15 protein-coding genes and 1 tRNA gene are annotated in these 17,593 nt (G+C 72.0%); 12 read left to right on the top strand and 4 right to left on the bottom strand.

Features of this window, described 5'->3' with window-relative positions; all coding sequences use genetic code 11:
- The first annotated feature begins 100 nt into the window (after positions 1-100).
- From ACWD4J_RS09680 to ACWD4J_RS09695, 4 genes are all read left to right on the top strand, one after another.
- Positions 101-1,432 carry an ABC transporter substrate-binding protein gene (locus ACWD4J_RS09680; protein WP_451394781.1) on the top strand — a complete coding sequence of 444 codons (1,332 nt, stop codon included), beginning with the start codon at positions 101-103 and terminating at the stop codon, positions 1,430-1,432.
- The gene (locus ACWD4J_RS09685) at positions 1,429-2,457 is read left to right on the top strand and encodes a carbohydrate ABC transporter permease (RefSeq protein ID WP_451394782.1); all 1,029 of its coding nucleotides are present in this window, start codon (positions 1,429-1,431) and stop codon (positions 2,455-2,457) included. The genes ACWD4J_RS09680 and ACWD4J_RS09685 overlap by 4 nt, the downstream gene beginning before the upstream one ends.
- Positions 2,454-3,362: a carbohydrate ABC transporter permease gene (locus tag ACWD4J_RS09690; protein ID WP_451394783.1), complete on the top strand. Its 909-nt coding sequence runs from the start codon at positions 2,454-2,456 to the stop codon at positions 3,360-3,362. Before ACWD4J_RS09685 ends, ACWD4J_RS09690 begins: the two co-directional genes overlap by 4 nt.
- 319 nt (positions 3,363-3,681) lie before the next feature.
- Positions 3,682-5,109 (top strand): GH1 family beta-glucosidase, encoded by a 1,428-nt coding sequence (locus tag ACWD4J_RS09695; protein ID WP_451394784.1) that lies wholly within the window; start codon positions 3,682-3,684, stop codon positions 5,107-5,109.
- A 157-nt stretch (positions 5,110-5,266) separates the two neighbouring features.
- Here the strand turns inward: ACWD4J_RS09695 and ACWD4J_RS09700 are convergent, their stop codons facing one another.
- Complete coding sequence (locus ACWD4J_RS09700; protein ID WP_451394974.1) at positions 5,267-6,133, bottom strand: spermidine synthase; 867 nt, start codon at positions 6,131-6,133, stop codon at positions 5,267-5,269.
- An 81-nt stretch (positions 6,134-6,214) separates the two neighbouring features.
- Entirely contained in the window at positions 6,215-6,733 is a 519-nt protein-coding gene (locus ACWD4J_RS09705) for a hypothetical protein (RefSeq protein ID WP_451394785.1), read from the bottom strand.
- A 324-nt stretch (positions 6,734-7,057) separates the two neighbouring features.
- On the opposite strand from ACWD4J_RS09705, the gene ACWD4J_RS09710 reads away from it, so the two are divergent.
- Positions 7,058-8,515 (top strand): hypothetical protein, encoded by a 1,458-nt coding sequence (locus ACWD4J_RS09710; RefSeq protein ID WP_451394786.1) that lies wholly within the window; start codon positions 7,058-7,060, stop codon positions 8,513-8,515.
- 63 nt (positions 8,516-8,578) lie between these two features.
- Here the strand turns inward: ACWD4J_RS09710 and ACWD4J_RS09715 are convergent, their stop codons facing one another.
- Positions 8,579-9,184 carry a histidine phosphatase family protein gene (locus tag ACWD4J_RS09715; protein WP_451394787.1) on the bottom strand — a complete coding sequence of 202 codons (606 nt, stop codon included), beginning with the start codon at positions 9,182-9,184 and terminating at the stop codon, positions 8,579-8,581.
- 286 nt (positions 9,185-9,470) lie between these two features.
- On the opposite strand from ACWD4J_RS09715, the gene ACWD4J_RS09720 reads away from it, so the two are divergent.
- From ACWD4J_RS09720 to ACWD4J_RS09750, 7 genes are all read left to right on the top strand, one after another.
- Positions 9,471-10,424, top strand: a complete 954-nt coding sequence (locus ACWD4J_RS09720; protein ID WP_451394788.1) for a phosphatase PAP2 family protein — start codon at positions 9,471-9,473, stop codon at positions 10,422-10,424.
- Positions 10,375-11,499: a hypothetical protein gene (locus tag ACWD4J_RS09725; protein ID WP_451394789.1), complete on the top strand. Its 1,125-nt coding sequence runs from the start codon at positions 10,375-10,377 to the stop codon at positions 11,497-11,499. Before ACWD4J_RS09720 ends, ACWD4J_RS09725 begins: the two co-directional genes overlap by 50 nt.
- 94 nt (positions 11,500-11,593) lie before the next feature.
- Positions 11,594-13,219: a hypothetical protein gene (locus ACWD4J_RS09730; RefSeq protein WP_451394790.1), complete on the top strand. Its 1,626-nt coding sequence runs from the start codon at positions 11,594-11,596 to the stop codon at positions 13,217-13,219.
- Positions 13,216-14,586 carry an AAA domain-containing protein gene (locus ACWD4J_RS09735; protein ID WP_451394791.1) on the top strand — a complete coding sequence of 457 codons (1,371 nt, stop codon included), beginning with the start codon at positions 13,216-13,218 and terminating at the stop codon, positions 14,584-14,586. Before ACWD4J_RS09730 ends, ACWD4J_RS09735 begins: the two co-directional genes overlap by 4 nt.
- A 224-nt stretch (positions 14,587-14,810) precedes the next feature.
- Positions 14,811-15,161: a hypothetical protein gene (locus tag ACWD4J_RS09740; protein ID WP_451394792.1), complete on the top strand. Its 351-nt coding sequence runs from the start codon at positions 14,811-14,813 to the stop codon at positions 15,159-15,161.
- Positions 15,162-15,312: 151 nt separating this feature from the next.
- The gene (locus ACWD4J_RS09745) at positions 15,313-15,987 is read left to right on the top strand and encodes a hypothetical protein (protein WP_451394793.1); all 675 of its coding nucleotides are present in this window, start codon (positions 15,313-15,315) and stop codon (positions 15,985-15,987) included.
- Positions 15,978-16,051, top strand: a tRNA-Lys gene (locus tag ACWD4J_RS09750). The genes ACWD4J_RS09745 and ACWD4J_RS09750 overlap by 10 nt, the downstream gene beginning before the upstream one ends.
- An 86-nt stretch (positions 16,052-16,137) precedes the next feature.
- Here the strand turns inward: ACWD4J_RS09750 and ACWD4J_RS09755 are convergent.
- Positions 16,138-17,424: a M6 family metalloprotease domain-containing protein gene (locus tag ACWD4J_RS09755; protein WP_451394975.1), complete on the bottom strand. Its 1,287-nt coding sequence runs from the start codon at positions 17,422-17,424 to the stop codon at positions 16,138-16,140.
- Positions 17,425-17,593: the final 169 nt, after the last annotated feature.

Raw genomic sequence — 17,593 nt, forward strand, 5'->3', positions numbered from 1 at the left:
ACATCCCGCACGTTCCCCGCCCGAGCCGCAGCGTGAACTAACGGGCCCAACAGTGCAGTTGGCCGGGGGGTCGACACGTCAGGGCAACAGGAGGACGCACATGCGCACGAGTACCCGCGGGTCCCACCGAATGGTGGCCCTCGCGGCCGTGGCCGCACTCGCTACGGGGCTGCTGGCCGGCTGCGCCGAGGACTCGGACGACGGTTCGTCGGACTCTTCGGGAGGCAGCGGAGGCAACGCGAAGGGCAACATCACGCTCACGGTCGGCACCTTCGGCACCTTCGGCTACAAGCAGGCCGGTCTGTACGACGAGTACATGAAGCTGCACCCGGACATCAACATCAAGGAGAACGTCACCACCCGCACCGACGTGTACTGGCCCAAGACGCTCACCCGTCTGCAGGCCGGTTCGGGTACCGACGACGTCCAGGCGATCGAGGTCGGCAACATCACCGAGGCCGTGCAGACGCAGGCCGACAAGTTCGTCGACCTCGGCAAAGAGGTCGACAAGTCCCAGTGGCTGGACTGGAAGGTGGCGCAGGCCACCACCAAGGACGGCAAGACGATCGGGCTCGGCACCGACGTCGGCCCGATGGCCATCTGCTACCGCAAGGACCTGTTCGAGAAGGCCGGCCTGGAGACGGACCGCACCAAGCTCGCCGAGCAGTGGAAGGGCGACTGGTCCAAGTACGTCGACCTCGGCAAGGAGTACATGAAGAAGGCGCCGAGCGGCACCAAGTACGTCGACTCCGCCTCCTCCATCTACAACGCGGTGATCGGCGGCCAGAGCGAGCGGTACTACGACAAGGACGGCAACGTCATCTGGGACAAGTCCAAGGGCGTGAAGAAGGCCTGGGACGCCGCCATGGACGTGGCGACCAGCGACATGTCGTCGAAGCTGAAGCAGTTCGACAAGCCGTGGGACCAGGCCCTCGCCAACGGCACGTTCGCGACGCTGGCCTGCCCCGCGTGGATGCTCGGCAACATCGAGCAGAAGTCCGGTGACTCCGGCAAGGGCAAGTGGGACGTGGCGGCGGCGCCGACCGCGTCCAACTGGGGCGGTTCGTTCATCGGCGTACCGACGGCGAGCAAGCACCAGAAGGAGGCCATCGCGCTCGCGAAGTGGCTGACCGCGCCCGAGCAGCAGGCGAAGGTCTTCGCCAAGCAGGCGAGCTTCCCCTCCACCCCGTCGGCGTACGCGAGCCTGAAGCCGCTGGCCGACACCACCGCGTACTTCTCCGGCGCGCCGCTCACCCAGATCTTCTCCGACTCGGCGAAGACCATCCCGACGCAGATCTTCGGCGTCAAGGACCAGCCGATCCTCACCGCGCTCACCGACGTCGGCATCCTGCAGGTCGAGCAGAAGGGCAAGACCCCGGCCCAGGGCTGGGACGCGGCCACCAAGGAGATCAAGGACGTGCTCGGCCAGTGACCAGCTCCGATCAGGCTCTCGCGCATTCTGCGTCGAGCGCCGACGCCGCGCCCGGCACACAGCCGGGCGCGGCCCGGGGCGCTCACGGTCGCGGTACGCCGCCCCCGGACCCGAACTCCTGGCGCAGGCGGCTGTACCGCTGGGACATGAAGGCGTCGCCGTACGCGTTCATCGCCCCCTTCTTCATCATCTTCGGGGCCTTCTCGCTCGTACCGCTGCTGTACACGGCCTGGTACTCGCTGCACAACGTGCAGCTGTCCGCCCTGGACCACCAGACCTGGGCGGGCCTGGACAACTACACGAACCTGTTGTCCTCGGACTTCTTCTGGAACGCCCTGAAGAACACCTTCACCATCGGCCTGATCTCGACGGTGCCCCAGCTGCTCATGGCGATCGGGCTCGCCCACCTGCTCAACTACCGCCTGCGCGGCTCGACCGTCTGGCGGGTCGTGATGCTCACCCCGTACGCCACCTCGGTGGCGGCGGCGACCCTCGTCTTCACGCTGCTGTACTCCTGGGACGGCGGCATGATCAACTGGCTGCTCCACTTCGTCGGGGTCGACCCGGTCAACTGGCGTGAGTCCACCTGGGGTTCGCAGTTCGCCGTCTCCTCGATCGTGATCTGGCGGTGGACCGGCTACAACGCGCTGATCTACCTCGCGGCGATGCAGGCGATCCCCGCCGACCTCTACGAGTCGGCGGCACTCGACGGCGCGGGCCGCTGGCAGCAGTTCCGCCATGTGACGATCCCGATGCTCCGGCCGACGATCCTGTTCACGGTGGTCGTCTCCACGATCGGCGCGACGCAGCTGTTCGGTGAGGTGCTCCTGTTCGGCGGGCTCAGCGGCTCGAAGGGCGGCTCCGAGCACCAGTACCAGACGCTCGGCCTGTACATGTACGACCAGGGCTGGATCATCGGCAACCTCGGCAAGGCGTCCGCGATCGCCTGGTCGATGTTCCTGATCCTGCTGATCGTCGCCGCGATCAACTTGCTGATCACCCGACGGCTGAGGAAGTCCCAATGACCACAAGTGAACTGACGCTCCCCCAGACGAAAGTGAAGGGCGAGGGGGGCCGGGGCTCCGGACGCCGCCGGGTGCTCGGCGCGGGCAAGCAGCTGCACGCAGGTCCGGTCACCTATGCCGTCCTGATCGTCTTCGCGCTGGTCTCGCTGGCTCCGCTGGTGTGGACGGCCATCGCGGCCTCGCGCAACAACGAGCGGCTCGCGCAGACACCGCCACCGCTGTGGTTCGGCGGGAACCTGTTCAAGAACCTCGAGGCCGCGTGGGACCAGGCCGCGCTCGGCACCGCGATGCTCAACTCCACGATCGTCGCCGGGACCATCACGATCGGCACGGTCCTGTTCTCCACGCTCGCCGGGTTCGCCTTCGCCAAGCTGCGGTTCAGGTTCTCCGGTCTCCTGCTGCTGCTGACCATCGGCACGATGATGATCCCGCCGCAGTTGGCCGTCGTACCGCTGTACCTGTGGATGAGTGACCTCGGCTGGTCCAACCAGCTGCAGACCGTCATCCTGCCGACGCTGTGCACCGCCTTCGGCACGTTCTTCATGCGGCAGTACCTGCTGCAGGCGCTGCCCACGGAGCTGATCGAGGCGGCGCGCGTCGACGGCGCGACCAGCCTGCGCGTCGTGTGGCACGTCGTCTTCCCGGCGGCACGGCCGGCGATGGCGGTCCTCGGGCTGCTGACCTTCGTGATGGCCTGGAACGACTTCCTCTGGCCGATCATCGCGCTCACCCAGCAGAACCCGACCGTGCAGGTCGCGCTGAACTCCCTCGGCACCGGCTACGTCCCGGACCAGGCGGTGATCATGGCGGGCGCGCTGCTCGGCACGCTGCCGCTGCTGATCGCCTTCCTCCTGTTCGGCAAGCAGATCGTCGGCGGCATCATGCAGGGCGCCATCAAGGGCTGACGTCCGTACGGGGCCGGCTTCCGTCACGGACCGGCCCCCGTACGGCCGGCTTCCGTCACGGACCGGCCCCCGTACGACCGGCCTCCGTCACGGACCGCCTCGCGAACGAAACGGGCGCCCGTGTCACTGACGTCGGGTCACCCGTCGCCCCGGCCCGCTCGCCCCTGCCATGTTCACGTTGTTCAGTTCACCTGTCTTCCGCCTCCCCCTCCTCCGCCAAGCCCCACCCCCAAGAACCCCCCTCCCCCGGATTCCTTCCGGTTCCCTTCCTCCATCCCTTCCGTCCGGTCTCACACGACCTTCCCATGGGAGCGCTTCCATGCCTGATCACCTGTCCTTCCCGCCCGCCTTCCTCTGGGGAGCCGCCACCTCGGCGTACCAGATCGAAGGAGCGGTGCGGGAAGACGGCCGCACCCCCTCGATCTGGGACACCTTCTGCCACACCCCGGGCAAGGTGAGCGGCGGCGACACCGGTGACAACGCTGTCGACCACTACCACCGCTACCGCGACGACGTCGCCCTCATGGCGGAGCTCGGCCTCACCGCGTACCGCTTCTCGGTGTCCTGGCCGCGTGTGCAGCCGACCGGTCGCGGTCCCGCCGTCCAGCGCGGCCTGGACTTCTACCGGCGCCTCGTCGACGAGCTGCTCGCGCACGGCATCAAGCCGGCCGTCACCCTCTACCACTGGGACCTGCCCCAGGAGCTGGAGGACGCGGGCGGCTGGCCTGAGCGCGAGACGGCGTACCGTTTCGCCGAGTACGCGGAGATCGTGGGCGAAGCCCTCGGCGACCGGGTCGAGCAATGGATCACGCTCAACGAGCCGTGGTGCAGCGCCTTCCTCGGCTACTGCTCCGGGGTGCACGCCCCCGGGCGCACGGACCCGGCTGCCTCCCTGCGTGCCGCCCACCACCTCAACCTGGCCCACGGCCTGGGCACGTCCGCGCTGCGCAGCGTGATGCCCGCCCGCAACAGCGTCGCGGTGAGCCTCAACTCCTCGGTGCTCAGGGCGTTCTCGGACGCGCCCGAGGACCTGGACGCCAAGCGGCGCATCGACAACCTCGCCAACGGGATCTTCCACGGCCCGATGCTGCACGGCGCCTACCCGGAGACCCTGTTCGCCGACACGGCCCGGCTCACGGACTGGTCGTACGTCCGGCAGGGCGACCTCGCGACGATCCACCAGCCGCTGGACGCGCTCGGCCTCAACTACTACACGCCCACCCTGGTGTCGGCCGCCGAGAACGCCCCCTCCGGGCCGCGCGCGGACGGCCACGGCGTCAGCGAGGCCTCCCCCTGGCCGGCCGCCGACGACGTGGCGTTCCACCAGACCCCCGGCGACCGCACGGAGATGGGCTGGACCATCGACCCCACCGGTCTGCACGACCTGATCATGCGCTACACCCGCGAGGCGCCGGGCCTGCCGATCTACATCACCGAGAACGGCGCGGCCTACGACGACAAGCCGGACCCCGACGGCCGCGTCCACGACCCCGAGCGCATCGCCTATCTGCACGGCCACCTCTCCGCGGTACGCCAGGCCATCACCGACGGCGCCGACGTCCGCGGCTACTACCTCTGGTCGTTGATGGACAACTTCGAGTGGGCATACGGCTACGAGAAGCGGTTCGGCACGGTGTACGTGGACTACACGACGCTGGAGCGCACCCCGAAGTCGAGCGCCCGGTGGTACGGCGAGGTGGCGAAGACGGGGGCGCTGCCGCCTGCCGAGCCGGGCGCCGGAGCGTAGGCCAGGACCCCCGCGAGACGGCGGGGGTACACAGACCGGGGGATGGGAGGAGAGTGCGGCGCGGCGTCGGGGGGCGCCGCGCCGCACACCTCATGCCAGGCACGGGGCCACCCTGCTGGGGCGCCTCGGGCTGCCGCGGGACTGCGCCGTCCTTCGCTCAGCGGAAGACGGACGGCGGCGGCGCAGGTGACGCGACGGCGCTGGCGTCCGTCACCGCGGCAGCTCCCCCGGTGAAGTCGGCCAGGGCCCGCCCGTGCTCGACCCGTCCGGGGTGTGGGTCGCCTGCGGCGCGCCGGGTCAGTTCGGCGACGGGCAGGGGCAGGCCGGAGGCGACGAGGACGGCGTTTCCGAAACGCTTGCCGCGCAGCACCGTCGGGTCGGCGACCAGTGCCAGCTCGGGGAAGACGGCCGCGGCCGTCGCGATCTGGCCGCGCAGATGGGCGAGCGGCGGGCCGTCGGCGAGATTGGCGGCGTACCAGCCGCCCGGTCCGAGGACCCTGCGCACCTCGTGCAGGAACTCGGTGCTGGTGAGGTGCGCGGGGGTTCGGGCGCCGCTGAACACGTCTGCGATCACCACGTCGGCCCAGCCGTCGGGGATCTTGGCGAGCACGGCGCGGGCGTCGGCGGAGCGCACACGGATACGGGCGCCGGGGTCCAACGGAAGTTCACGGCGGACGAGTTGCACGAGGGCCGCGTCGCGCTCGGCGATCTGCTGGGTGGAGCGGGGGCGGGTGGCGGCGACGTACCGGGCGAGGGTGAAGGCGCCCCCGCCGAGATGCACGGCCTGCACCGGCTTTCCCGGCGGCGTGACCAGATCGATGACGTGGCCGAGCCTGCGCTGGTACTCGAAGGCGAGGTACCCGGGGTCGTCGAGATCGACGTGCGACTGCGGCGCCCCGTCGACGAGCAGCGTCCAGGCCCGCACGCGCTCCCGGTCGGGTATCAGCTCGGCGAGCCCGCCGTCGACCTCGGCCACGACGGCCGCCACGGCGTCCCGCCTGCCCCTCGCCTTCTTGTCCTTCACCCTCGCCACCTGCTCATTATCGGGTGCCTGGGGTGTGAGGGCGCACCGGTGCCGCTGAGCGGCCCCGGCCCAGCGGAGCGCTCAGCGGCAGTTGTCCGCCGCGGCGATCATCCGCGCCGCCTCGTCCAGCGCCTCACGGAGCACCTCCGGGTCCGTGACCTGCGCCGTGACCTCCGCGTCGGCCGGATGCACCGAATCGGCCGACTGCGCCACGGCGGGCGGCAGCAGCCAGCGGGTGCCCTCGATGGGCGGTACGGGTGCGGTGGCGATGCCGCGGCCGAAGGTCTGGGTGCAGGCGCTGCCGGGAACGTCCCAGGCGTCCGCGGTGCCGGGCGGCACTAGGAAGCCGAGCACGTCGCAGCCCCCGTCGTGCAGCACGGGACCGACGGCCTCCGAGGCGCCGCGGCGGAGGATGTCGACCGCCTCCAGGCCCTGGCGGGCGGGCACGGTGACCAGGTCGCAGGAGTCTTCTTCGCGTGCCCTCGGCCCCCGGGAAGGGCCTCCGGGCTCGATCCCGCGCGCCGGTGCGCTGCCCTCCGGAGTCGGCCTGTGCTGTGCGGTCGACAGCGACGGACACGGTGCGTGTGCGTTGTTCTCCATTCCGGCCTCCACCACGGAACCCCTCCACGCTCGAGTCACTCGGTTCGGTGCCACGCGGTTCCGGGACCGGGCAGCTCCCTCTCCGCATCGTCCAACGTCCGTGCGGCGTCAACGGCTACGGCACGACACCGCCGCAAAGGATGGCAGTTCATGGCAGATCCCGTATGAGTTATCCGGTTTGTGCTCAAACTGTGCGTGGCGGTGCCGTCACAAGGGGTACGTTCTTGCCCCGCCGGAACACGGGGCAACAGGGGCGGCAGACGTACGGCCCCGGAGTACAACTCCCCCCGGAGTCCGGCACGATGCGTATGAGAGGGCCCGGCCATGGAGTCGTCACCCGCGACCTCGTCGTCACCGTCCCCCCGACGGGATCTCCAACCGAATCGCGCCTTCCGCGAGTTGCGGGGGCAGCGCTCACCGGGCGAGTTCGCCGCAGCCGTACGGCGAGCCGCTCGCGAGATCGGCGAGCGGGTCAGCTGTGACGCGCGGTACATCGGGCGGGTCGAGGCGGGCGAGATCCGCTGCCCCAACTACGCCTACGAGCGGGTGTTCCTGCACATGTTCCCCGGCCGCTCGCTCGCGGACCTGGGGTTCGCCTCTCGCTCCGAGGTACGCGGCCGGGCGCGGGCCCGGTCTGAAGCCCCGGCGGCGGCACCCACGGCCGAGCACCGCAAGAGCAGGCACGAGGAGCTCCGGCACCGCGGCATCCCATACGACGAAATCCCGCACCACCAGAACGAGAACCACAAGGAGAGCGACGTGCAGCGTCGCGCATTCATGACGGGCGGTACGGCCACGGTGGCCACCGTCACCTTCGCACCCTTAGGGCTCGCCAGGGACGGCGTCGCCGCCACGGCAGCCGGCCGGCCGGTCCGCAGCGTCGGGCACGCCGAGGCGAACGCGGTCGAGGAGGCCGTACGCAAGATCCGGCTGCTCGACGACCGGCATGGCGCCGACGGCCTCTACCGCCGCGCCGCGGCACCGCTGCGCGCCGCCTACGCCCTGCTCGACGAGGGCACCGCCCGGCAGGCGACCGCACAGCGACTGCAGGCGGGGGCGGGCGAGCTCGCCATCTCGGTCGGCTGGTTGGCGCACGACTCCGGGCGTTTCGAGGACGCACGCTCGCACTACGCGGAGGCTCTGGCGACCGCGCGGATGTCCGGCGACGCAGCCCTGGAGGCGCACGCCTTCTGCAACACGGCGTTCCTCGCCCGGGACGCGGGCCGTCCCCGCGAGGCGGTGCGCGCGGCTCAGGCGGCGCAGCGCGTGGCCCGCAATCTGGCGTCGCCGCGCCTGCTGTCGCTGCTCGCGCTGCGGGAGGCGGGGGGCTGGGCGGGGCTCGGCGACCGCAGCGGCTGCGAGCGGTCGCTCGCCCGTGCCCAGGCCCTGTTCGACTGCGGCCCCTCGAACGCCGACCCGGAGTGGATGAGCTTCTACGGCGCGGCCGAGCTGGAAGGGCTCGAGGCGCAGTGCTGGTCGGCGCTGGGCGACTGGACCCGCGCGGCCCGCCATGCACGCCGCGCGACCGCGCTGCAGGACCCGCACTTCGCCCGCAACACCGCGCTGTACACGGCGGAACTGGCCGACGATCTGGCCCGGGCGGGCCACCCGGACGAGGCGTCGGCGGCGGGCCTGCACGTACTGGACCTGCTGAACGAGGTCCAGTCGTCCCGCGTCCTGTCGATGCTCGCGACGACGGCTCGCGTGCTCGCCCCGCATCGCAGGGCGCGGGGCGTCTCGACGTTCCTGGAGCGCCACGGCGAGCTGTCGCGCTCGGCGTGACGGGGGCGTCGGGGCGTCGGGGCGTCGGGGCGTCGGGGCGTCGGGAGTATGCGGAGTCCCGGCTCACTCCCCCGCGAGAGCCAGGTGCCCGCTGTCGTTCCACGACTCGATCGCCGGTTCCCCGTACGCCCATCCCAGCACGGACAGCGACGTGGGATTGAGGCGGATGCGTGCCGCGAAGGCGAGGTCGAGGCCGAGCCATCGTGCCCCGATGGATCGCAGGATGTGGCCGTGCGCGAAGACCAGCACGTCACGGTCGGCCGACCTGGCCCACGCGACGACCTCGTCCGCACGGGCGGTCATCTGCGCGAGGGTCTCGCCCTCGGGCACCGCGTCGCGCCAGATCAGCCAGCCGGGCCTGATCGCCTGAATCTCGGCGGGCGTCATGCCCTCGTACGCGCCGTAGTCCCACTCCAGAAGCGCGTCCCAGGTGGTGGCTCGGTCACCGAAGCCGGCCAGTTCGCACGTCTCACGCGCGCGTACCAGCGGGCTGGTGCGCACCTCGGCGTCCGGGAGCCCGTCGAGCGGGGCGCGGTGCAGACGTTCGCCGAGCAGCTTGGCGCCCCGTCGGCCCTCCTCCAGGAGCGGGATGTCCGTCCTGCCGGTGTGCTTCCCGGCCAGTGACCATTCGGTCTGTCCGTGCCGGGCCAGCAGGATGCGCGGTGCCATGGAGGGCCTTTCCGAGATCGAACAGGACAGAGCGGGCGGATTGAGCTGATTTTTCGGGACAAGGACAGGGTCCACCCGCCCCTCAATCATCGCGCACAGGTACGAACGGCCGCGCACGGGTACGGATCAGCGGGCCGGACCTCGTGCGAGCAACCCTCGCAGCGATCTCTGCGTCTTGAAGATCAGGAAGCGTCCCGGTCGGCAACCCTTCGCGTACACGGTTCACATACACCGTAAAGTGGGCGGGTTGCAGTGGGCCGCTGTGGGCGGGGAGGGAGACCATCGGATGGGGCAGACCGACGCACCGGGCGCGAGGACGCCTGGCGCGAGCCGGCCACGCTGGTGGACCGAACTTCCCCTGATCATGCTGGTGTACGGCGCGTACTCGGCGGGCCGGCTGCTCGCCCGCGGTGACGTGTCGACCGCCGTCGACCACGGCCTCGCGATACTCCGCATCGAAAAGGCCCTGCACCTCAACGCCGAACACCCGCTCAACCGTCTCTTCACGGCGGAGCCTTGGCTCGGTGTGCCCGCGGACTTCTGGTACGCGTCGCTGCACTATCTGGTCACGCCCGCGATCCTGGTGTGGATCTTCCGTGCCCGTGCGGTCCACTACCGCGCCGCGCGCACCTGGCTGATGACCTCCACACTCATAGGGCTCGTCGGCTTCACGCTGCTGCCGACCTGCCCGCCAAGGCTGCTGGCGGCGGGCCACGGCTTCGTCGACACGATGGCCCGCTACAGCTCGTACGGCTGGTGGGGCGGCGAGGCGAGCGCGCCGCGCGGCCTGGGCGGCATGACCAACCAGTACGCGGCGATGCCGAGCCTGCACGTCGGATGGGCGCTGTGGTGCGGCGTGATGCTGTGGCGGTACGGCGGCAACCGGCTCACCAAGGTGGCCGGGGTGGCGTATCCGCTGATCACCACCCTCGTGGTGATGGGCACCGCGAACCACTACTTGCTCGACGCGGTCGCGGGAGCGGCTGTGATGGGCGTCGGGCTGCTCCTCGCCCAGCCCGTGATGCGGCTCGCGGGCCTCGTGCGGACCCGGCTGGGGGCGTACCGCGAGCCCGTCGGGGCCGCTGTCCCGGGCGCCTCCCAGGGCGCAGGTTCCCCGATTGTCAGTGCCGGATGCCAGACTTCGGCGGGTGAGCGAATTCCCGGACAGCGCAAGCCGAGCAGAGAGCCGAGTGCCAGCCCCGCCGACACGGAGGACGGCGCTCCGGCACCGGCTCGCTGAGCTGCGCGGCCCCGCCCGGCCGCCGCAGCCGCTCGACGCGCGCGCCCTGGCCGCGCTCGCGGCCAACCCCGGCTGCAAGCGGCGCGCGCTGCTGGACGGCGCGGGGGTGGACAAGGCGGCGCTGGCGAGTGCCCTGGGCTCCCCCTCCTCCTTCGGGCAGTCGCAATTCGCGTTCGTCCGGGGCAACGCCTTCGAGGCGCGCGTCAAGGCCGACGGCGGCGCCGTGCTGCTGCGCCTGGTGCACGAGCGGCTGGACGCCTCCGCCGAGCCACCCGAGCCGGGTGGCACGCGCACCCCGGATCTGTCGGCGGCGGGCCCGGAAGGACGCGCGGCGCGTACGTCGCTGGCGCTGCGCGAGGCGACCGGCGCCGGTGCGTGGACCCTGCTCGACCACCCCATGCTCGCGCTGGACGTCGCGGGCTCCCCCGCCTTCCTCGAGCCGGACGCGGTGGTGGTGCACCCCGACGGCAGCTGGACGGTCGTCGAGATCAAGTCGTTCCCCGTGGTCGACGGCTCGGCGGACGCGGCGAAGGTCGGGGCGGCCGCCCGCCAGTCCGCCGTGTACGTGCTGGCGCTGGAGCAGGTGGCCGCCCGCATGGACCCGGTGCCGCCCGTGCGCCACCGCGTCCTGCTGGTCTGCCCCAAGGACTTCTCGAACCTGCCGACCGCGTCCGCCGTGGACGTCCGCAAGCAGCTGTCGGTGACCCGCCGCCAGCTGACCCGGCTCACCCGCATCGAGGACATCGCGGAGGCCCTGCCCGAGGGCACGAGCTTCGACGTGGAGCGGCCCGCCGACGAGCTGCGCTCCTCGGTCGAATGCGTCCCCGCGGCATACGCACCGGAGTGCCTGTCCGCCTGCGAACTGGCCTTCCACTGCCGCGACCGGGCCCGCGCCGAGGGTGCCGTGACGGCCCTCGGCCGGTCGGTGCGCGGCGAGCTGGGCGCCCTGACCACGGCCGACGCCGTACTCGCAGCCGCCCACGGCACGGCCGGCGACCCTGCGGACCCGGCGGTGGCAGCCCTGCGCAGAGCGGCCGCCCTGCGGGCGGAGGCCTTGGAGGGTGCCCCGTGCTGACGTCGCTCACTCCCGCCCAGGACAGAGCCCCGCGGCAGGCGACGACCCAGCCTGTCCAAGGCGCCCGGCCGGCGCCGCCCGGCAAGGAGGCCCCGTGTCGCTGATCGCCACGCTCGCCCGGCTCGAGGCCATGAGCACCGGGCGCGCCCAGCCCGCGGCCACCGTCCGGCACCGGCATCTGTCCGAGCGTCCGCTCGTCCTCGTGCCGCTCACCACCGCGGGTGAGGCGGGCGCGCCGCTCGGTGCGCTCGTCGGTACGGACCGCGACGCGCCCCGCCTGCTCGTCGTCCCGCAGCCGCGCGACCGCGACCTGCGGTTCGCCTTCCTCGCGGAGCTCGCCGACATCGTCCTGCCCTACATCGACGAGTACGCGGCCGGCGTCGAGGCCGCCGAGCGCACCGAGACCGACCCGGAGACCGGAAAGCGCGTCAAGGTCGAGGTCGACCTGTGCTCGGACGCACCGCAGCTGATCGTGCCGAGCCGGGCGGGCGTCGATTTCGTACGGCTGCTCGGGCGCTCCATGCGTTTCCGGCGCACCGCCGAGCAGGACCCCGAGGCGCCCTACCCGGCCCCGGCGCGCGTACCGCTGCTCGGCCGCTGGCTGACGCACTTCGCGGAGCGCGCCCGCGTACCGGGTTCCTCGCTGCTGCCCGCCATGACCGAGCTGTTGTCGCGGCACTGGGCGACCGGGCAGAGCAGCCTGGAGGACCAGCACCTCGGCGCGCTGCTCGCCTGGATCGACCCGCCCGGGGGCGAGTCCGGCGCGGAGGCCGCGCTGCGGGCCGAGCTGGCGCGGGACACCCAGGGGCAGCTGGTGTGCCCGCCCGCGGGCCCGGCCACCGACCCGGCGTTCGACAACAAGCTGCTGGCCCCCGCGATGGAGCGCTACGACCGCGCGCGTACCGCCCTGGCCGCCGCTGAGGACGGCATCGAGGCGGACGTCCGGCTCGGCGAACTCACCGGGGCCGAGCGGCAGATCCGTGCCCTGGTCGAGAGCCAGACCCTGCCCACGTGGGACGCCGTGTGGCGCGGTGTCGGCCTCCTGCGTGCGCTGCCCGAGGCCGCACATGTCGCCGACCGCTGGACCCGCGACCGCTGGTCCTTCACCGGCCACCGGGACCGGGTCGCCGCCGGTGAGCCGCCCCAGCCGCGGCGCGACGACGCGGTCACGGCCGCGAACAAGCTGGCCGCGCGCGAGCGCGAACAGGCCCGGCTGGAGGCGCAGGAGGCGCTCGACGACGCGCTCGTGATGGCCGGGCGGCGGCTCGCCGGAGAGGCCTTCGCGGGCGAGGTGACGGACGTCGTCATGGCGTACAGCGAGAGCAAGCGGCCCGGTCCGCGGCCCCTGGTCACCGTCCGGACCGACGACCGCCCCCACCTCGGCGAGCGCACCAAGGTGTACCGCTCGCTGGACGGCAAGCCGCAGACCGCGGAGTTCGCCGGATACGACGAGGGGGTCGAGGGCGAGGTGGGCAGCGGCGGCGGAGTGGCGATCGTGCTCCGCATACTCGACAAGATGGGGCGGGGCAGGGAGCCCGAGCCCGGTTCGGTGCCGGAGAAGGGCGACCGGCTGTGCTTCACGCTGTTCGAGCACGACCAGCGGGGCGGCCCGTCTCTGCCGGAGCCGGAGGAGACGCCGTGGACGCACGGCGGGCCGCCGGGTGACGCCGCCGCCGTCGCGGAATCTCCGGATCCGGTGACCGAGGAGGATGTCCTGTGACCGCCGACGCCCGCCTCTCCGTGGGGGCCCCGGCCGGCTCCCACGCCGATCCCGCCGCCGCGGCTGCCCGGGCCACCGACGCGATCCTGCGGGACACGATGCACGGCGCGTACCGCGGTGTCGTCGTGGACTCTCCGCCTGGTGCCGGGAAATCCACCCTCGTGGTGCGGGCCGCGCTGGAACTGGCCGCCGCAGGACGCCCGTTGATGGTGGTCGCCCAGACCAACGCCCAGGTCGACGACCTGGTGCTGCGACTCGCCGAGAAGGACCCCGACCTCCCCGTGGGGCGGCTGCACAGCAGCGATGCCGATCCGTACGACAAGGCCCTCGACGGTCTGGCGAACGTCCGCAAGTCCGCCAAGGCCGCCGACCTCGCCGGGCTCGACGTCGTCATCTCGACCGCCGCCAAGTGGGCGCACGTCAAAGCCGTCGAACCCTGGCGGTACGCCATCGTCGACGAGGCGTACCAGATGCGGTCCGACGCGCTGCTCGCCGTGGCCGGGCTCTTCGAGCGGGCCCTGTTCGTGGGTGATCCGGGGCAGTTGGATCCGTTCGCGATCGTCGGGTCGGAGCAGTGGGCGGGTCTGTCGTACGACCCCTCGGCGTCCGCCGTGACGACGTTGCTCGCGCACAACCCGGAGCTGCCGCAGCACCGGCTGCCCGTGTCGTGGCGGCTGCCCGCGTCGGCGGCGCCGCTGGTGTCGGACGCCTTCTATCCGTACACGTCGTTCCGCAGCGGCACCGGGCACGGCGACCGGCGGCTGAGCTTCGCCGTGGCGTCGGACGGTTCGGGTCCTGACCGGGTCATCGACGAGGCCGCCGAGGCGGGGTGGGGGCTGCTGGAGCTGCCGGCCCGGCATACGCCGCGGACGGATCCCGAGGCGGTGCGGGCCGTGGCTCGGGTGGTGCGGCGGCTGCTGGACCGCGGGGGTGCGGCCGTGTCCGAGCGGTCGCCCGATCCGGTGCCGCTGACGGCCGACCGCATCGCGGTCGGGACGGCGCACCGCGACCAGGCGGCGGCCGTGCGCTCCGCGCTCGTGGAGCTGGGGGTCGCGGACGTCACCGTGGACACCGCGAACCGGCTGCAGGGGCGGGAGTTCGACGTGACCGTCGTGCTGCATCCGCTGTCGGGGCGGCCGGACGCGACGGCGTTCCATCTGGAGACGGGCCGGTTGTGCGTGCTGGCCTCCCGGCATCGGCACGCGTGCATCGTGGTGTGCCGGGCGGGGGTTGCCGAGCTGCTCGACGACCATCCGTCCACGGAGCCGGTGCAGCTGGGCGTGACGGTGAAGTTTCCGGACGGGTGGGAGGCGAACCATGCGGTGCTGGGCCACCTGGCCGAACATCGGGTGGCGTGGCGGCCGTAGGGGGTGCGCGCCTCGGCCGCACCGTTGTGGGCAATCGTTCCGCAGGGCTGGGGCACCTTCCAGCGGTAGCTCGGGAGGGTAAGCACAGCCCGCGACGTACGGGGCGTCGCGTACTAGGGGGGCACCAGGAGAGGGACCCCCGCGCCCTAGGCCGCAGGCCTACTTGCGCGGCACGGGACAATGGAACGTGGCCCCCATGGGCCACGGATACGAGGAGGAGAACCATGGCGGAGCCCGAGCGGCCCCGTACCGAGCCGCGGCTGCGCCCCGCACCGCTGCTCTTCGAGCCTGCGGAGGCGGCCGCCGACCCGGAGCACTTCTTCGACCTGGAGTCGATCGAGGATCCGCGGGAGCTGCTGTCCCGAGCCACCGAGCTGACGCTCGCCTTCCGTGCCGCGACGGACCGGGCCGTCGAGTACCAGGCGATAGCCGCCGCGCAGCTCGCGGACCCGCGCCGCTTCGACCGCCTGACGCCCGCCGACATCGCCGCCCGCGCCGAGTGGACGGAGGACTACGCGAAGAAGATGGTCGAGTACGGGCGCGATCTGCTGCGCGGCACTGACGACGAGGCCTGAGCCCGCCGCCCGGGCGCCCGGTTGGGCAAGAGGCCCGAGCACGATCTACCGGCATATGCCCCGGGGCAGGGTACTCCTTTCGTCCCGCTCCCGGCCCGGTTTCCGGCAACTAACCGAAACATCACGCTCACTACGGGTACACACATATGCCATGAGCAGCAACCAGCTTCCTCTGGCCGTGTCCGTCCACGAGCAGTTCGACGTCTCGGACGTCACCTTCGAAGGAGCGTCCTGGCTCGCCTCAGCGGGCAGCGATCCACGGGGCACCCTCGCGTTGTGGCGGGAGCAGGCCGGTGTCCCGATCGTGGTGCCCTGCGGTACCCGGTTCGACGTCGTGAACGTCCCCGCGATCTTCGGGCGCCGCATGCTGGACCGGCTGTGGGACGAGGGGCCGGGATCGGGGCCGGTCGCCGCGTACCGCGGACGCATGCTGCTGTTCGCCGCGCCGGGGACGGCCCAGCGGCTTCCCTCGCTGCTGGCCTGGGAGGAGTGGGCCGGCCGGTGCCGCGCCGTCCCGCCGCTGCTGTGCCACGGCCGCGGGGACGCGGTGACCGTGCCACCGCTGGTCCCCGGACCGGCCGCCTCGGGCCGGCCCGACTCCCGCTGGCTTGTGGCGCCCGACACCCTGCACCCGTGGCTGCCCGGACCGGAGGTCGTCCTCTGGGCCGTTGTTCGAGCGGCCCGCGACACCGCCGCGCGGCCCGAAAAGGCCCGGCCGGGGGTTGCGACGGGGGACGGGCGGGGGCCCGGGACGGCCCCGCGCTTATCGATTTTTCCTCCCGCCGACCAGGGTGCTAAGGTCTACGACGTCAGCAGGCGCCGCTAGCTCAGTTGGTTAGAGCAGCTGACTCTTAATCAGCGGGTCCGGGGTTCGAGTCCCTGGCGGCGCACAGACGGTGAAAGGCCCCTCGTGAGAGCGAGGGGCCTTTCACGTATGCCCCCTCGGTCACTCGGGCCACCCCCGTAGCCACTCGCCTCAGCCCGTCGCGATCTCCACCGTCCACGCCCCCGACGGCGTCCGGCCCTCCGCCGCAAGCCGCACCTTCGCGCCCGGCACCGTGAACGTCTCCCCCAGCCGCACCGGCGCGTCCGCCAGTTCCGGATAGACCGAGTCGCCCCAGCACGAGTCCGAGTGCGGATGGGCGTCCACGACCTCGATCGGGCCGCCGCCGGACGCCGTGGTGCTGCGGACGCGGTAGACGAGGATGCCCTCGGTGCAGCTCGCCTCGTCGTTGCCGGCCGGTCCGCGGGCCTCGAAGGCGAGCGCGCTGGTGCGGCCGGTGCGGACCACCGCGAGCTTGGTGCCGCCTCCGGAGCCGAACGGCTGGCCGGGCAGCGCGCCTTTGGGTTCTGGTCCCTCCCCGAGCGGCTCCAGGGTCAGCCGCGTGATGCCGAGCCCCTGCACGCACGCGACCTGCCGCGGCTCCAGCCAGCCGAGCTTCCACTTGTGCCAGCCGAAGAGGTCCGGGTCGAGCCCGAACTGGCTGCCCATGACGTCCCAGTCGCCGACGTACGTGTCCCAGTCGCCCTTGCCGTCGGACGGGCGGTGGTAGAGATCCGGCAGGTCGAAGACGTGTCCCGTCTCGTGGGCGAGCACGTTGCGGTCCGGCGGATGGTGCTCGAAGACCGTCACCACGCGTCTGATGTCCGCGCCGTCGGCCCTCAGCGGGCGCTCGAAGTTCACCACCTTCGTGGCGTCCGAGTCGACGCCCGGCGCATCCGGGTCCGCGATCAGGTACACGATGTCGTACTTGCTGAAGTCGACATGCGGATTGGCCGCGTTCACCGCGTCGCGCAGATAGGCGCTGCGCCGTGACGCGCTCCAGTCGCGCTTTATGGCGTACGAGGTGGAGGTGTGCGGCATCTCGATCCACGTGGGCTGCGGGTGCGGGCGCAGCGTGAACTTGCCGTACGAGGCATGGGTGAAGAAGCGGCTGGTGGCGGGGAAGTAGTCGGCGGCCAGCGCCGCCGGGGTGACGCGGGGTCTGGAGTCCGGGAAGGAGAGGAAGATCATCACCGCGTCGAGGGTGCCGGTCGGGCGCGGATAGGACGAGTTCCAGGTGTCGAGCCCCTCCGAGTGGTGCGCCGACGTGCGCTCCAGGGCACACGGCCCGCCGAGGGGCTGGGCGGACACGGGGCCGGCCACCAGGGAGGTCGCGGCAAGGGCGGTCAGCGAGGTGAAGGCGGCCGTGGTGCTGCGCAGCCGACCTCGGTCGCCCCCGCGCCGCAGCGCCCGGGGGCCCGCGGCGGCAGCCGATGCCAGAGCCCCGGGGAGGCGCAGGAGCACCCCGAGGGGGAGCTGACGCGGCAAGTCGACCTCCGGGTGGGAATTCAGGAGACCCCACCCAGACTGGGTTGATTTGTTGATGTTCGCCCTGTTTATCTGAACCACTCGGGTGAGCCCTACGACACCCCGGATGTTCACGCAATGT

This window comes from Streptomyces sp. NPDC002577, from assembly GCF_053594815.1.

Bases quoted from the DNA above. Each gene is read 5' to 3' on its own strand.
- ACWD4J_RS09695 (WP_451394784.1), top strand. From the start codon at position 3,682: ATGCCTGATCACCTGTCCTTCCCGCCCGCCTTCCTCTGGGGAGCCGCC.
- ACWD4J_RS09715 (WP_451394787.1), bottom strand. From the start codon at position 9,184: ATGGCACCGCGCATCCTGCTGGCCCGGCACGGACAGACCGAATGGTCA.
- ACWD4J_RS09705 (WP_451394785.1), bottom strand. From the start codon at position 6,733: ATGGAGAACAACGCACACGCACCGTGTCCGTCGCTGTCGACCGCACAG.
- ACWD4J_RS09690 (WP_451394783.1), top strand. From the start codon at position 2,454: ATGACCACAAGTGAACTGACGCTCCCCCAGACGAAAGTGAAGGGCGAG.
- ACWD4J_RS09720 (WP_451394788.1), top strand. From the start codon at position 9,471: ATGGGGCAGACCGACGCACCGGGCGCGAGGACGCCTGGCGCGAGCCGG.
- ACWD4J_RS09680 (WP_451394781.1), top strand. From the start codon at position 101: ATGCGCACGAGTACCCGCGGGTCCCACCGAATGGTGGCCCTCGCGGCC.
- ACWD4J_RS09745 (WP_451394793.1), top strand. From the start codon at position 15,313: ATGAGCAGCAACCAGCTTCCTCTGGCCGTGTCCGTCCACGAGCAGTTC.
- ACWD4J_RS09710 (WP_451394786.1), top strand. From the start codon at position 7,058: ATGGAGTCGTCACCCGCGACCTCGTCGTCACCGTCCCCCCGACGGGAT.
- ACWD4J_RS09740 (WP_451394792.1), top strand. From the start codon at position 14,811: ATGGCGGAGCCCGAGCGGCCCCGTACCGAGCCGCGGCTGCGCCCCGCA.